18 protein-coding genes are annotated in these 14,089 nt (G+C 38.2%); 5 read left to right on the top strand and 13 right to left on the bottom strand.

What is annotated here, in order from left to right; translation table 11 throughout:
- Positions 1–24: 24 nt before the first annotated feature.
- From MMB68_RS18230 to MMB68_RS18245, 4 genes are all read right to left on the bottom strand, one after another.
- Positions 25–543 (bottom strand): hypothetical protein, encoded by a 519-nt coding sequence (locus MMB68_RS18230; RefSeq protein WP_013059619.1) that lies wholly within the window; start codon positions 541–543, stop codon positions 25–27.
- 149 nt (positions 544–692) lie between these two features.
- Positions 693–1,058, bottom strand: coding sequence for a HesB/IscA family protein (locus MMB68_RS18235; RefSeq protein ID WP_013059620.1), 366 nt, complete (start codon positions 1,056–1,058; stop codon positions 693–695).
- A 75-nt stretch (positions 1,059–1,133) separates the two neighbouring features.
- Entirely contained in the window at positions 1,134–1,988 is an 855-nt protein-coding gene (dapF, locus tag MMB68_RS18240; protein WP_277448438.1) for a diaminopimelate epimerase, read from the bottom strand.
- 301 nt (positions 1,989–2,289) lie between these two features.
- Entirely contained in the window at positions 2,290–2,529 is a 240-nt protein-coding gene (locus MMB68_RS18245) for a YuzB family protein (RefSeq protein WP_013059622.1), read from the bottom strand.
- A gap of 381 nt (positions 2,530–2,910) precedes the next feature.
- Here MMB68_RS18245 and MMB68_RS18250 point away from each other — a divergent pair, with 381 nt between their 5' ends.
- The gene (locus tag MMB68_RS18250; RefSeq protein WP_013085326.1) at positions 2,911–3,975 is read left to right on the top strand and encodes an NAD(P)/FAD-dependent oxidoreductase; all 1,065 of its coding nucleotides are present in this window, start codon (positions 2,911–2,913) and stop codon (positions 3,973–3,975) included.
- A gap of 43 nt (positions 3,976–4,018) precedes the next feature.
- Here MMB68_RS18250 and MMB68_RS18255 read toward each other — a convergent pair whose 3' ends face one another.
- Positions 4,019–4,345, bottom strand: coding sequence for a YuzD family protein (locus MMB68_RS18255; RefSeq protein ID WP_098600767.1), 327 nt, complete (start codon positions 4,343–4,345; stop codon positions 4,019–4,021).
- Between the two features lie 193 nt (positions 4,346–4,538).
- Between MMB68_RS18255 and MMB68_RS18260 the strand changes: the two genes are divergently transcribed.
- Positions 4,539–4,769: a NifU family protein gene (locus MMB68_RS18260; RefSeq protein ID WP_013059625.1), complete on the top strand. Its 231-nt coding sequence runs from the start codon at positions 4,539–4,541 to the stop codon at positions 4,767–4,769.
- Positions 4,770–4,858: 89 nt separating this feature from the next.
- On the opposite strand, the gene thrB is transcribed toward MMB68_RS18260, so the two are convergent.
- The 5 genes from thrB to yutH form a co-directional block, all read right to left on the bottom strand.
- A complete protein-coding gene (gene thrB / locus MMB68_RS18265) occupies positions 4,859–5,773 on the bottom strand; it encodes a homoserine kinase (protein ID WP_221785796.1) in 915 nt (304 codons plus the stop codon).
- A complete protein-coding gene (thrC, locus tag MMB68_RS18270; protein WP_221785929.1) occupies positions 5,767–6,828 on the bottom strand; it encodes a threonine synthase in 1,062 nt (353 codons plus the stop codon). The genes thrB and thrC overlap by 7 nt, the downstream gene beginning before the upstream one ends.
- Positions 6,828–8,129, bottom strand: a complete 1,302-nt coding sequence (locus MMB68_RS18275; RefSeq protein WP_013059628.1) for a homoserine dehydrogenase — start codon at positions 8,127–8,129, stop codon at positions 6,828–6,830. Before MMB68_RS18275 ends, thrC begins: the two co-directional genes overlap by 1 nt.
- Positions 8,130–8,370: 241 nt before the next feature.
- Positions 8,371–9,360, bottom strand: a complete 990-nt coding sequence (locus tag MMB68_RS18280) for a 2-hydroxyacid dehydrogenase (RefSeq protein ID WP_221785797.1) — start codon at positions 9,358–9,360, stop codon at positions 8,371–8,373.
- Between the two features lie 117 nt (positions 9,361–9,477).
- Positions 9,478–10,479, bottom strand: a complete 1,002-nt coding sequence (gene yutH / locus MMB68_RS18285; protein ID WP_013059630.1) for a spore coat putative kinase YutH — start codon at positions 10,477–10,479, stop codon at positions 9,478–9,480.
- 176 nt (positions 10,480–10,655) lie between these two features.
- On the opposite strand from yutH, the gene MMB68_RS18290 reads away from it, so the two are divergent.
- Complete coding sequence (locus MMB68_RS18290; RefSeq protein WP_221785798.1) at positions 10,656–11,156, top strand: phosphatidylglycerophosphatase A family protein; 501 nt, start codon at positions 10,656–10,658, stop codon at positions 11,154–11,156.
- Positions 11,157–11,193: 37 nt separating this feature from the next.
- Here MMB68_RS18290 and MMB68_RS18295 read toward each other — a convergent pair whose 3' ends face one another.
- The gene (locus MMB68_RS18295) at positions 11,194–11,964 is read right to left on the bottom strand and encodes a TIGR01457 family HAD-type hydrolase (protein ID WP_013059632.1); all 771 of its coding nucleotides are present in this window, start codon (positions 11,962–11,964) and stop codon (positions 11,194–11,196) included.
- Between the two features lie 74 nt (positions 11,965–12,038).
- A complete protein-coding gene (locus tag MMB68_RS18300) occupies positions 12,039–12,476 on the bottom strand; it encodes a DUF86 domain-containing protein (RefSeq protein ID WP_014457896.1) in 438 nt (145 codons plus the stop codon).
- 162 nt (positions 12,477–12,638) lie between these two features.
- Between MMB68_RS18300 and MMB68_RS18305 the strand changes: the two genes are divergently transcribed.
- The gene (locus tag MMB68_RS18305) at positions 12,639–12,905 is read left to right on the top strand and encodes a DUF3055 domain-containing protein (protein WP_013059634.1); all 267 of its coding nucleotides are present in this window, start codon (positions 12,639–12,641) and stop codon (positions 12,903–12,905) included.
- 48 nt (positions 12,906–12,953) lie between these two features.
- Here MMB68_RS18305 and MMB68_RS18310 read toward each other — a convergent pair whose 3' ends face one another.
- Positions 12,954–13,229, bottom strand: a complete 276-nt coding sequence (locus tag MMB68_RS18310) for a YutD family protein (RefSeq protein WP_013059635.1) — start codon at positions 13,227–13,229, stop codon at positions 12,954–12,956.
- A 196-nt stretch (positions 13,230–13,425) separates the two neighbouring features.
- Here MMB68_RS18310 and MMB68_RS18315 point away from each other — a divergent pair, with 196 nt between their 5' ends.
- Positions 13,426–14,067 carry a YhcN/YlaJ family sporulation lipoprotein gene (locus MMB68_RS18315; protein ID WP_264408650.1) on the top strand — a complete coding sequence of 214 codons (642 nt, stop codon included), beginning with the start codon at positions 13,426–13,428 and terminating at the stop codon, positions 14,065–14,067.
- Positions 14,068–14,089 lie beyond the last annotated feature (22 nt).

The following is a 14,089-nucleotide window of genomic DNA, read 5'->3' on the forward strand; positions in this document are numbered from 1 at the left end:
AAGCAGGCTCTCGCCTGCTTTTTTTCATTGCTGGATTGGTGTAACCATTCGATGAATGATTTCACTCATCATTTCCGCATCACTGCTTATTAAACAGATTTCATAAAAGGAATGGTTTCCTTCTTGACTAGTTACGCTCATCCTGTAGGCCTTCAAACCTTCGAGCTTGCTTAAATATTTTACTACCTCTGATTGACCGGCAATACGTTCAATCAGCAGAATATGCTCTCCTTCAACTGCTCCGTAGCTTTCAGCCAGAGAGGCGTTAGCATTTTCATAATAGCGAATGTAAGGTTCAGAATGGTTAAGAGGCGCAGAGGACGAGTTTTGATAACAGGCTTCACCTGAGGAAAAAGGCAAATGTTGAACAAATAAATGCGATTCACTGAAGTGAATACTTTTTGCATCCTTAGACTCCATTTTCCTACTTTCAAGTTTTAACCAGTTTATAAACCCCTTCCATAGAATAGGCAGGGTGTTTTTTTTGCGAAAACTTCCGTAACCTCCTACTTGTTCCGCGTCGTAACGAGTCGCATCTATCAAATCCGTTCATCTCCTCTTTTTTATTGAGTATAAAAAAGACTGATTATTCAGTCAACATGTTTGGCAGATGATGTAACATACAAAAATTTCTCACTAAAAAAGCTTTCTTCACCAGATGAGGTGAAGAAAGCTTCTTTATAAAAATATATTTAGCACTCTTCAGGAGCACCTGCGTTGCTTGCTGTACGGAAAGAAGAGCCGCAGCCGCATGCTGCAATGGCGTTTGGGTTATCAATTGTAAACCCTCCGCCTAGCATAGATTGCTTGTAATCAATTTTTACATCTTTTAAAATTGGAGCACTTTCGCTATCTACAAGAATCTTAATGCCATGTTGTTCAAACAGCGTATCGTTTTCATTTACTTCGTGAGCAAAACCCATACCGTAAGAAAGACCTGAACAGCCTCCTCCATTTACATTAACACGTAAATAAGCATTTTCTTCTTCATGTTCTTTCATCATATCTTTTATTTGAAAGCTTGCAGCTTCTGTAATTGTTAGGATATCTTGACTCATTTTTAAACAGACCTCCTTTTTTGTTTAGTATACGACGAAATGGCTGTGACGACAAATCGTCTGCTTCTTCATTTTTTAATAATAATACGTGCCGTCACAAATCACATTGGCTGGACCTGTCATTAATACATTGCCTTTATTTTGCCAAACAATCGTTAAATCTCCTCCAGCGAGGTGTACGACAGTATGAGCATCTTTTTTCGTCTTCTCATTTAACACAGACGAAACAACAGCAGCGCATGCTCCTGTCCCACATGCTTGAGTGATACCCGAACCTCTTTCCCATACACGAAAGTTCAGCTCTCTTTCGTTCACTACCTCGACAAATTCAACGTTCACTCCTTCTGGAAAACGCGAATCTTTTTCAACCACGGGTCCTAATGTAGTAAGAGGCGCTTGTTCAATATCATTTACGTAAAAGACGACGTGAGGATTTCCCATTGATACAGCCGTCCCTTTTAACCGTTCTTTTCCAAATTCCATCTCTTCATTAACGACCTGGTCTTGGCTTGCTCCCGTCATTGGAATTTGTTCTCTAGCTAAAATAGGCGCTCCCATATCGATTGTTACTTCTGGAACTTCATTGCCTTGCGGATGCACCGTTGCTTCTACAACTCCAGAAAGCGTTTCGATAAAAAATCTTTCGCTTGTTACTAAATTATGTTCATATGCATATTTAGCTACACATCTTAAACCGTTTCCGCAGTTTTTTGCTTCCGAGCCGTCATTATTAAATACGCGCATTTTTACATCTGCACGTTCAGATGGACAAATAAGAATCATTCCATCCGATCCAATTCCCGTATAAACATTTGAGACTTTTACAGCAAGCGGTGCTAACTCTTGCTCTTCTATATGTTCTTCAAACATATTTACGTAGATATAGTTGTTGCCAAGTGCATGCATTTTTGTAAACTGAAATTTTTTCATATTATCACCCATTATTTTTTTATGTAGCTCTAGTATAAAGTGATTCTCTTTTGTACACAATAATATCATCCCCCGTTTTTTTAGCTCCTTAATCATAAAGATTAAGGGGTTTTTTATTTTGTCCTCCTTTGGAGTATTAAAAAACAAAAGAAGCATTATGATTGTAAAGAGGATGGTTAAAGCGCAGATATTTGCGCAAAAACGCATAAAAAAGCACGGCAAGACAGCCGTGCTTACATCATCTATTCTATTAGCCTCATGTCCCTCTTCTGATAAAAAGAGATACGACAGCGGGGATAGTTTAAAACATTGGGTTTTCTTCTAAATGAATGTAAATATTATCTACTAACTGTTCAGGTGTTTCCGCTGTAACAATCTCTCCGTTTACCAAGGCAAATAAAGATTGTGAACATTTCCCGCAATAACCTAAACATCCGTATTCAATAATATCTAGATTTGGATCTTTTTCAAGCTTTTCTAAAGCTGTTTGAGAACCACTGGCTAAATTGCTAACGCAAAATTCAATAATTGGCTGTATCACGTTTTTCACCTCTCTACTATTAGTTTATCCTATCTCCTTTCATTTTCAACGTCAACTTTGGAAATTCACGTTCATTTTGCGCACGCTTCTTAACTTCACAGACTTTTCAACAAAACGTATAAAGAAAGCTTTATTACAGGGATAGCTTGAAATTATGTTGAAACATATTGTGGTTTTTTATTAATTTAGTTATACTTTTATGTATAGAAAACCAAACGAGGTTATATTAAATTATTATTTAAGTAAAATATGTTATCTTATATAGCCTTTCATATCTTTTTGGCAACCATCCTTATTAACGGTAATTTGTACTCTCCTATTCTTAAAAGCAAGAATAATAGAGAGAAAACAAAAATGCATGAAGCTAAAGGGGAAATTCACATGAAGAACCTTGTCATACTGGGCGGCGGATACGGTGGTATGCGCGTTCTGCAGCGCCTTTTTCCGAATCAATTGCCTAACGATGTAGAAGTAACGCTTATTGACAAAGCACCTTATCACTCACTAAAAACTGAATTCTATGCTCTTGCAGCTGGAACAATCTCTGATCAGCATGTTCGTGTTGCTTTTCCTGAACACCCTCGCTTAAAAATTCGCTATGGCTGTGTAAAACGCATAGACCTGAAAGAAAAATGCGTCTATGTAGATGATCAAATGATCGCTTACGATGACCTGATTGTAGGACTTGGATGCGAAGATAAATATCATGGAGTTCCTGGAGCTCTTGAGCATACATACAGCATTCAATCCATTGATGCTTCACGAGCAACTTATCAGACATTAAACAACTTGCCAGCCCACGCTACTGTTTCAATTGTAGGAGCGGGATTAAGCGGAGTAGAACTAGCGAGCGAGCTAAGAGAAAGCCGCCCGGATTTAAAAATCATCTTATTTGACCGCGGTAAATTAATTTTGTCTGCTTTCCCAGAACGTTTAAGTAATTACGTTCAAACTTGGTTTACTTCAAACGGTGTTGAAATCGTAAATAGTGCTAATATTACAAAAGTAGAACCGAACATTCTTTATAATCATGATGAGCCCATTCAAAGCGATGCAATCGTGTGGACAGCAGGTATCCAGCCAAATAAAGTGGTACGCGATTTAGACGTAGAAAAAGACCCTCAAGGACGCGTGGTATTGACGAAATACCATAACTTGCCTGACGACGAAAATGTCTACATTTTAGGTGACTGCGCAAGTCTACCGCATGCACCAAGCGCTCAGCTGGCAGAAGGTCAGGCTGAACAAATCGTGCAAGTACTTCTCCATCGCTGGAAAGGCGAAGCGCTTCCGGATGAATTACCAACTATTAAATTAAAAGGCATACTTGGTTCATTAGGCAAGAAGCATGGATTTGGCTTAGTTGCCGAACGTCCAATTACAGGACGGGTAGCTCGATTATTAAAATCAGGTATTCTTTGGATGTATAAACACCATAGTGGATAAAATAAAAGCCGTTAGATGACTGACAATCTAACGGCTTTTTTCATTATGATGCGCAGAAACCATACTTCTCCATTTCCTCAAATACGCGCTTTAATTTCGGGTTGCCTTCCCCAACAATTTCTCCGTTAATGACCACTACAGGATAGAATAAATCTTCTTCAATCACACGCTTGGCAAAAGCTGCTTTCTTCGGATCGGCAGGCGGCTCGTTTATATCTACATACGTGATAGCAAACGGCTGATTCGGATATTTACGAGAAATAGCTGCCTCTAGCCAATCATAGGTGTCTTTTGAAGACGGCAGGTTAACGCAGCTTGCACAAACAATTTCAGCTCCATAAATACACACTTCTACCTCAGTTGATTGCATAGCACATCCCCCTTGAATCTTTACATATAAACTGTACGATTATTCACACTTTTACTTCATTATGAATACTATTTTACACAAAACTGATTCATTGCACATCTTTTTCTTTTAAGGTAACATTACGATGTATACTCCGATAGATTTTTCATGAAAGACCGTTTATAATAAGAGTAGAAGAAAGGAGTCGATAGTTATGTCAGAAATGCACGAGCAAGTTCAAGAAGTATTAGAAAAACTTCGTCCGTTTTTACTTCGCGACGGTGGAGACTGTGAGCTAGTAGACGTAGAGGATGGTATTGTAAAATTACGTCTTTTAGGCGCTTGCGGAAGCTGCCCAAGTTCAACAATTACGCTAAAAGCTGGTATTGAACGTGCCCTTTTAGAAGAAGTACCTGGTGTAGTTGAAGTAGAACAAGTATTCTAATCTCTTTGATTTTATTATAAAAGCAACCTCCCATTGTATTGGGGCTTGCGAATGAAAAATCCTCATTCAAATGAATGAGGATTTCTTTATTAACTCGTTGTGACTTCAGCTTCTACAAATACACCTTTGCGATCAATTTGTAAAACATCTATTTCGCAGTTCGGCAGTAAAGCATACATATGTTCAGCAATCGCTTTTCCTTTTCCTTTTGGCGCTAAACATAATACACTCGGACCGGCTCCGCTTAGTGACACACCGTATGCGCCCAGAGCTTTTGCTTCTTTTCGCACAAGAGAAAGCTCTGGCACGAGTCTCATACGATAAGGTTCGTGATATAAATCTTTCTCCATAAATTCGCCTACCAGAGGTAAATCTTTATTTAACAGAGCTGCTACTAGCATATTGCCGATCGCTCCTGCTTCTACTGCATGACGATAATTAATATCGGAAGGCAGCACATCACGAGCATCCGTTGTTTTTAACTCATATTCTGGAATAGCCATCACGATATCAACATCAAATTCAGGTATTTGAGCAATGTACGTTTCATCTTCATGATGGTAACCAACAACGATGCCGCCGTAAATAGACGGGCTGACGTTATCGGGATGTCCTTCCATTAAGCTGCTGATGCGAAGCTTTTCTCTTTTTGATAAACGCAAGTCACACAGTACATTGGCCAGCTCGATTCCAGCTACGATAGCCGATGCGCTGCTTCCAAGTCCCCTTGCTAATGGAATGTTGCTCCAAACATTGACCTTCGCACTTGGAAGATCAATGTTAAATTGACGAGCCACGTCTTGTGCCACTTCATACATTAAGTTATCTGTACCTGTAGGAATACTTTGCACTTCTTTCGTTTCAGGGATAAAAATCCATTCCTCATGACGCTCTACTGTTAATCTTAAGTAGCGAGACAAAGCCACTCCAATGGAATCAAATCCCGGCCCTAAGTTAGCAGAGCTAGCTGGGACCGTAATGACAAAACGCTCATTTTCTAGCATGAAGCAACGACACCTTGGATATAATCAAATACCTTTTCTTCATCATTTGGTAAAACCACTGGCTTTACATTATGAGCATCGATTGCTACGTTTGGATCTTTTAATCCGTTACCTGTTAGTACAGCTACAACCGTTGAACCTTTTGCAATTTTACCAGAAGCTACATCTTTAAACACACCAGCTATTGAAGCGCAAGAACCCGGCTCTGCAAATACACCTTCTTTGCGTGCAATTGTACGATATGCTTCTAAGATTTGTTCATCTGTTACTTCATCAATTTTTCCGTTTGATTCTTTTGCTGCGTTTACAGCATAATCCCAGCTTGCTGGATTTCCGATTCGAATAGCCGTTGCAATTGTTTCTGGATTTTCGATAACTTGATTACGCACGATCGCCGCTGCACCTTCTGCTTCAAACCCGTGCATGTGAGGAAGAGACGTTTGGTGACGCTCACTGTATTCTTTGAAGCCTTTCCAGTAAGCTGTAATATTTCCTGCATTCCCCACTGGGATAGCTAAAACATCAGGCGCTTTTCCAAGCTGTTCACAAATCTCGAAAGAAGCTGTTTTTTGCCCTTCAATACGGTAGGGGTTTACAGAGTTCACAAGTGCAACCGGTGATGTTTCACTTAGCTTACGAACCATAGAAAGCGCTTGGTCAAAGTTTCCTTCAATTGCTACAATTTCTGCACCATACATAACTGCTTGAGCTAATTTTCCCATCGCAATTTTTCCATTTGGAATAACAACGATACAGCGCATGCCAGCGCGTGATGCATAAGCTGCTGCAGCTGCGGATGTGTTACCTGTAGATGCACAAATAACCGTATTGCTTCCTTCTTCTTTCGCTTTTGCTACAGCCATTACCATTCCGCGGTCTTTAAATGACCCCGTTGGATTTAACCCTTCTACTTTCACATGTAAATCAATGCCTAGCTCTTTTGATAAATGAGCAAGATGAATTAAAGGCGTATTTCCTTCATGTAGTGTAAGCATAGGTGTGTTCTCTGTTACAGGTAAAAACTCTTTATATTCAGCTAATAGACCTTTCCACATCATACTGTGCCAACTCCCTCTACGCGGTAACTGCTTTTTACATTTTCTACAATTGGTAAATCCCGAAGCTGCTGAAGGATTTCCTCATAATCTTTTTGAGATGTTTTGTGTGTAACAACAACAATCTCAGCTAATTCGCTTCCTTTCACAGGAAGTTGAATAATTTTTTCGAAACTCACGCCACGCTCTGAAAATAGTGTTGTTAATTTTGCAAATGCTCCAACTTGATCTTTAACATGAATACGTAAGAAATGCTTCGAGAACATTTCATCTTCTGCTTTTAACTGTTTTGGATACTGAGGTGTTACCGCACTTTTACCATTCACACCTAAACGCATGTTTTTCATAACGCCTACTAAATCTGACACGACAGCAGTGGCAGTTGGCAGGCTTCCTGCCCCCGGTCCATAAAACATCGTTTCTCCAACAGCTTCTCCGTATACATATACAGCATTGTACTCATCGCTTACTGAAGCAAGAGGATGTGTGTCTGCTAAAAGAGTTGGCTGAACACTAACTTCTACATTGTCGCCGTCACGATGTGCATATCCAATCAGTTTCATCGTATAGCCTAATTGTTTACTATATTGCAAGTCTTCTTCGGTTACTTCTGTAATACCTTGAACACGAACATCGTCCAAGTCAATTTTCATTGAAAATCCTAGTGTAGCCAAGATTGCCATTTTGCGAGCAGCGTCTAAACCACCTACGTCAGAAGTTGGATCCGCTTCAGCATATCCTAAATCCTGCGCTTCTTTTAACACTTCATCATAAGCGCTTCCTTCTTTTGTCATTTTCGTTAAAATGAAGTTTGTTGTACCATTTACAATTCCCATCATTTTGGTAATACGATCCGATGCTAATCCATCTGCTAATCCACGAAGAATTGGAATACCGCCTGCTACACTTGCTTCATAAAATAAATCACAGTTATTTTCAGAAGCTACTGTTAACAATTCTGAGCCGTAAACTGCCATTAAATCTTTGTTTGCCGTTACAACATGCTTTTTATTACGAAGGGCTGTTAAGATATAATCTCTTGTTTCTTCAACGCCACCCATTACTTCAATGACAACGTCAATCTCCGCGTTATGTAAAACGTCTTCAACATTCGTTGTTAATTTATCTTCACTGATTTCTACGTCACGTTTCTTATCAATATCTTTAACTACTACTTTTTTAACTTCTACAGGACACCCGACTTGATGACTTAATTTATCCTGATGATTTTCAATAATTTTGACTACTCCGCTTCCTACCGTTCCTAACCCTAATAATCCTACTGAAATACTTTTTGTCATATTCCTCACCTCTGTGTTCTTTCTACGTATACATTTGTTCTCTTATAGAGGACATTATAGACCTTATTTTTCTTTTTTACAAGGTTTACTTGCCATCTTTTCTCATAAACTCGCTAAAAAAATTTGTATATAAAGATAAATGTAAATTTTTAAAATATTTCATTTTATTATCATAACATGGCTCCCACTGTTTTTTAATAAAAAAAAGACAATTTCACCGAAATGAAATTGCCTTTTTCTGTTATGATTTTTTCGCAAACGCTTCTTTATTTACAATTGTAATAGGAGACTCGTTTGTAAGTACTGCTTTAATATTTTTAACACATAAAGAAATCATTTCCGTGCGCGTTTCGATACTCGCACTGCCGATATGAGGAAGAGCTACAACATTAGGCAATTGAAGAAGAGGGTGAGAAGCAGAAATAGGCTCTTGATCGAATACATCCAAGCCAGCTCCAGCAATTTCACCGGATTGAATCGCATGTAACAATGCTTGCTCATCAACCACTGCTCCTCTTGAAGCATTAATAAAAATCGCAGTTTTTTTCATCTGTTCAAATGCTGAAGCATTAAATAAATGTTTGGTTTCGTCCGTTAACGGTGTCAAACAAACAACAAAATCAGATCGTTCAAGCAGCTCATTTAACTCACAGTAAACTGCATCGAGTTTTTTTTCTGCTTGAAGGTTGCGGCTTCGATTGTGGTACAAGATTTCCATATCAAAACCTGTAGCACGTTTCGCAAGCGTCTCTCCAATTTTCCCCATTCCAACAATACCTAATGTTTTATGATGAACATCTCTGCCCGCTAACAAAAATGGACTCCAGCTTTTCCACTGATTTTCTTTCACATATTCAGCAGCTTCTACTAAACGTCTAGCTACACTCATTAATAAACCAAACGTTAAATCTGCTGTTGTATCAGATAAAACATCGGGCGTATTAGAAACGATAACTCCTCGTTCAGTTGCCGCTTCTACGTCAATATTATCGAATCCGACCGCCAAGTTAGCTACAAGCTTTAAATGAGGAGCTTGCGTAAGCAATTCACTGTCAATACGATCTGAAAGCATTGTTAATAGAGCATGTGCGCGCTTAGCTTTTTCACAAAGCAGCTCATGAGGGACTGCCTCATCTTCTTTATCCCACATTTCCACATTCGCTACTGCCTTTAAAGGTTCGATTAATTCATTCGGTATTTTTCTCGTAATAAATACAAACGGCTTGTCCATATGTACGCCACCTCTTTATCCTTTTTAAACTGCATGCACAAAAACAAAATAGAAAAACGGGTTTGGATTATCCAACACCTATTTTTCTATTTTATCATATTCTATAGTAATCGCTTTTTAATGAATCCATGTTAATTCAGGAATGTGATAACGAGACGTTGAAATACCCACCGACTGGTAAAAGCGCTTCAGAAAAGCTTCGTAGTGAGAAGAGTGAGCCAATACTCCTTCAAGCTTCTCATAATACTTTTGTTTTTGCCGCTCATCTTGTACACTGTAGTACCCTTCAATGACCTCAAAATAATGAACGGGAAAAAGAAGTCTAGCATATAACAGTCTCCATGAAAAAGAAGAAAGTGGATTTACCTTTTCGTATTCACTTAAAAACTGATGCATGTGCCTTTCATCGACAGCGTATGTTAATAAATATTGTTCCCTTATATATTCAGCTATATCTCTGCTAGGATGGTCGAAGACCCAGTCTGCTGGGAGCTTGTAAACGTAGTCTTCCCCCCATGTTTTTTGCCCGAACCGATGGTGACAAATCGTCGCAGCGTCAACTGAACGAGGCAAATCGTCAATTTCCGTGTCTACTAGGTATTGAATAGCATTTTCCGTTAATCCTAGGTAATAAGGAAAAGTTTCTAAAAAACGTTTTTCCATCTCTTGATTAGGTAAAGCACGTAATCTTCCATACCAAAATTGCTCCATCTGGTCGAGACGCTTCTCCCACATGGACTTCCATTGCCCTAGCCGGTTTGCTTTTTCCACTTCATAAGGAAACAGCCTCCCTTTTTGATGAAAAACAGCTAGCTCATGCCCAGGTGAAAAATTGGGGTTTTTCTCTTCCGCAAGACAGCGGCAAATGATAAATTTTTCAGTTTCAGTTTCTGTAATCATTTCACCATTCAAATTAGGCATAAATGTTGCCACATGGCGATCACCTTGGCCCATCAGAAATTGACTCATTTGATATAGTTCATTTAACTCGTCTTGCTCCATTTGCTTTACATTAATGATTGTATATAAAATATCTCGATACTGAAAACCTTCAAATTTACCAACGGGCATAAATTCATTTGGACGTAATCCGTAATGCTCATAAATGGTTTGTATCATTTTAATCCCTCTCTTCATTCATTCGAGAAATTATATGATGGAAAACAACATTACTTGTCATAATATTTACGGAGGAATGAATAGATTAGAAATACACCATTTATAGTTATTTACTCCGGGTTAGTAGTATGAAACAACTTTAGACTTAAAAATATATAGAAAACAGGTGATGATACTTGGAGAAAAAACATAAACAAAGTGAGTTAGAAAAAAAAGCAAGAGAATGGTTAATAGAACGCGGCGTGGCTCTTACAGACATTGCTGAACTGGTCTATTACTTGCAAAAAAAGTATCACCCAAACTTAACAATCGAAGACTGTTTATATAACGTTGAACGCGTCATTTCTAAACGAGAAGTTCAAAATGCTATTTTAACGGGTATTCAACTAGATGTCCTCACGGAAAAAAAAGTGATTGAGCCGCCTCTGTTAGATATTCTTGAAAAAGACGAAGGTTTATACGGTATCGACGAGATTTTAGCATTATCGATTGTAAATGTGTACGGATCAATCGGCTTTACCAATTACGGGTATATTGATAAACAAAAACCAGGTATTCTAGAACGATTAAACGATAAATCGACTGGAGAGTGCCACACTTTCTTAGATGATTTAGTAGGCGCAATTGCCGCCGCTGCTTCTAGCCGGTTAGCGCATCGGGCTGCCAGTCAAGAATAGGTTTTAAAAACAAAAAAAGCTGTCAATTGACAGCTTTTTAAATTCGCTCCATCCACTCTTTTAGTGAATCTACCGTATAAGTTGGCTTTTTCTCATATCCTTCTAGTAACTCTCTTGTAGTTACTCCTGTATGGACTAATAATGTATCTAATCCTGCATTCATCCCTGCTAAAATATCTGTATCATAGTAATCACCAATCATGATTGTTTCTTCTTTTGGCGTACCGATGACTTCAAGGGCTTGCTCCATAATAATACTTTCTGGTTTGCCAATAAATACTGGATTTGTTTGAGTAGAAACCGTAATAACGGACGTGATAGATCCATTACCAGGCAGTAAGCCTCTTTCAGTAGGAATCGCAATATCTCCGTTCGTTGAAACAAAAAAGGCACCGTTTCGAACGTTTAAACATGCTTTTGCTAATTTTTCATATGTAATTTCCTGATCCAAACCAACAACTACGAAATCCGTATCTTCCTCTTCAATGGTAAATCCTTTTTCAAGCAACGCATGTCGGATTCCTTCTCCACCAATTACATAAGCTGAAGCATTTGCTTTGCGTTCGTGTAAATAATTAGCTGTTGCCTGGCTCGTTGTAAAAACTTGCTCTTCTGTTGCAGGAATGCCAAATGCCTCTAGCTTTTCAGCTACTTTATCGGGCGTTTTTGTTGAGTTGTTTGTTACAAATAAATAAGGAATTCCTTTTTCCTTTAATTTAATAACAAAATCACGCGCCTCGGCAATTAGCTCTGTTCCTTTGTACATTGTTCCATCTAAATCAATCAAATATCCTTTATATTCCTTCATGTTGTGTGATCTCCTTTCAAGTCTCATACTTGAAATCATAGCTTATTTTTTATACAACTACAAATTGCTTGCCTTTAGTTACGAAAAGCAGACACAGGTCCTAACTCTGTCTCTAGATATGTCCTTACGCGCTCTGAAAATGCTGCCAGTACGTCTTTATGCTGCATCACTTTTTGATAAATATCCTGATGATTAACATCCACATATTCTTGAACAAGGCTTTTACGCAATTGAACGATCTCTTTTAATGGCGTTTCTTCCTCTTTTTTAACCACTTTCTCATCAACTAAAATGTCAATGATATCATCGTAACTGCCTGGGTCTCTCATAATAAACCCATCAATCATTGCATTTCCTACATCTAAAACGTTTTCAATTAAAAGGTGTACAATTCTCTCTAATGCCTTTTTCTCTATTTCTGTGTTCCAGCTCCCATGCTCAGCAAACAAACGAACGTGCTCATCAAAAAAAACAAGCGTAGCTTCTATTTTTTCACGATCTACAAAGTACATATTATTTCCTCCCTAGTTGTCAGCTCTCTATAAATCTTTTTTCATAAACAAACGGGGCTCCTGTTCTATTTTATCATGACCCATTATCCATTTGATAAATTCATTTTTGTTTTTGACCTTATTTGATATGATACAAATACAACCTATGAAAGGAGTATACCTATGAGCGAACGCTTTTATCTATATGACGATGTTGTATCTACAAAGACCCGGTTTGTCAGCTTTATGGGCGAAAATCAACGATTTGATTTAGCTATTATCCAAACCGACCGTTATTATGGCAAACAAGTTGTTCTTGATATTCAAGGAGGACGCTTTGCCATCATTGGACAAGATGACCTTGAAGAACCAAACTATCTTGAAGAAGTATTTAAATTAAACAGTGAAGACGGTCAGGAACTTCGCGAATTTTTATATGAAATCATCTAAAAAAAAAGGCAGCGTGAAGGACAATTAGTGTCTTCGGCTTGCCTTTTTTTACTTATGGACTTTTTTTAAGACAAAATACGCACAGCCAAAATTACAATACTCATGTAAATAGTCTTGAAGCGTACTAATCTTCGTATCATACGTTGCCTTTTGATTTCGGTCATCAAAAAAGCCTCGCAGTCGAAGCTGATTGTATCCCCAATCTCCCACAATATAGTCATAGCGGCTCAGCACGTCAATAAAGCGACCTCTAAACGCCTCTTCATTAAATGCCTCGCGCTCATCTTTTAATACTTCATAACAAATATTATTGATACAGACCATTGCTCACACCTCTTCTCTTAAAATTTACCATACCATAATTATGATGATGAAACCATCAATTAACATGAAATTTTTCACGTATAAGCAGCACTCTAATCCTGTAGGAGTTTTATCGGTATACCTACTGATCTTTTATGCTCCACATGAAGGTTCGCCGGTTTACCTGGCGTACGATATTTAACTACAGGAGGTGGAAATGGTGAAGAAATCTATTCTTGGAATCGCTTTGATAACAAGTATTTTAACCATTGGCTGTCAAAATAAAAACACAGCTGAAAATGAAAATTTATCACCAAACAACCCAGATGCCATTAATGTAAACGAGCCTAATCACTATTATAATCCAAATAATAATAGCGGCACAAATTATGGATATGTCCGATACACTAAAAACACAAATGAACAAAATTCCAATATGAACCAAGTAGGAACATTTAATCGAGAAGAAGCAGCCGACAATATTAGTAAACTGAGCACCGCTATACCAGATATTAAGCAAGCCGCTACGCTAGTAACCGATAAAGATGTGCTTGTTGCTTATAAAACAGATGCTAAAAACAGGAATAACGCAGCCGATCAGGTAAAACGGACAGCTATGTCTGTAGTTCCTCGTTATTATCATGTATACGTCTCAGATAATCCGAAACAGATGGATCAAATTGAAAATATCAGTGAAATGAATACGCAAACGAATGATGCTAGAAAACGAATCGATGACGTTATTCAACAAATGCTAAAATCTCCCCAAGGGCGTAAAATGAACGGCGGAGAAGATGCAAATGGAAGAGAGAAAAACGAATTGAATGAACCAATGACGGACAAAGATATGGTGGAATAAACAAAAAAGTTGAGACGTAACT

Source organism: Priestia sp. Y58 (assembly GCF_029522095.1).
Taxonomy (GTDB): Bacteria; Bacillota; Bacilli; order Bacillales; family Bacillaceae_H; genus Priestia; species Priestia megaterium_E.

Bases quoted from the DNA above. Each gene is read 5' to 3' on its own strand.
- thrC (WP_221785929.1), bottom strand. From the start codon at position 6,828: ATGTGGAAAGGTCTATTAGCTGAATATAAAGAGTTTTTACCTGTAACA.
- MMB68_RS18275 (WP_013059628.1), bottom strand. From the start codon at position 8,129: ATGACAAAAAGTATTTCAGTAGGATTATTAGGGTTAGGAACGGTAGGA.
- MMB68_RS18295 (WP_013059632.1), bottom strand. From the start codon at position 11,964: ATGAAGGAATATAAAGGATATTTGATTGATTTAGATGGAACAATGTAC.
- MMB68_RS18300 (WP_014457896.1), bottom strand. From the start codon at position 12,476: ATGTACTTTGTAGATCGTGAAAAAATAGAAGCTACGCTTGTTTTTTTT.
- MMB68_RS18255 (WP_098600767.1), bottom strand. From the start codon at position 4,345: ATGCAATCAACTGAGGTAGAAGTGTGTATTTATGGAGCTGAAATTGTT.
- MMB68_RS18315 (WP_264408650.1), top strand. From the start codon at position 13,426: ATGGTGAAGAAATCTATTCTTGGAATCGCTTTGATAACAAGTATTTTA.
- MMB68_RS18280 (WP_221785797.1), bottom strand. From the start codon at position 9,360: ATGGACAAGCCGTTTGTATTTATTACGAGAAAAATACCGAATGAATTA.
- dapF (WP_277448438.1), bottom strand. From the start codon at position 1,988: ATGAAAAAATTTCAGTTTACAAAAATGCATGCACTTGGCAACAACTAT.
- thrB (WP_221785796.1), bottom strand. From the start codon at position 5,773: ATGCTAGAAAATGAGCGTTTTGTCATTACGGTCCCAGCTAGCTCTGCT.
- MMB68_RS18310 (WP_013059635.1), bottom strand. From the start codon at position 13,229: ATGGTCTGTATCAATAATATTTGTTATGAAGTATTAAAAGATGAGCGC.
- MMB68_RS18250 (WP_013085326.1), top strand. From the start codon at position 2,911: ATGAAGAACCTTGTCATACTGGGCGGCGGATACGGTGGTATGCGCGTT.
- MMB68_RS18305 (WP_013059634.1), top strand. From the start codon at position 12,639: ATGAGCGAACGCTTTTATCTATATGACGATGTTGTATCTACAAAGACC.
- yutH (WP_013059630.1), bottom strand. From the start codon at position 10,479: ATGATACAAACCATTTATGAGCATTACGGATTACGTCCAAATGAATTT.
- MMB68_RS18260 (WP_013059625.1), top strand. From the start codon at position 4,539: ATGTCAGAAATGCACGAGCAAGTTCAAGAAGTATTAGAAAAACTTCGT.
- MMB68_RS18235 (WP_013059620.1), bottom strand. From the start codon at position 1,058: ATGAGTCAAGATATCCTAACAATTACAGAAGCTGCAAGCTTTCAAATA.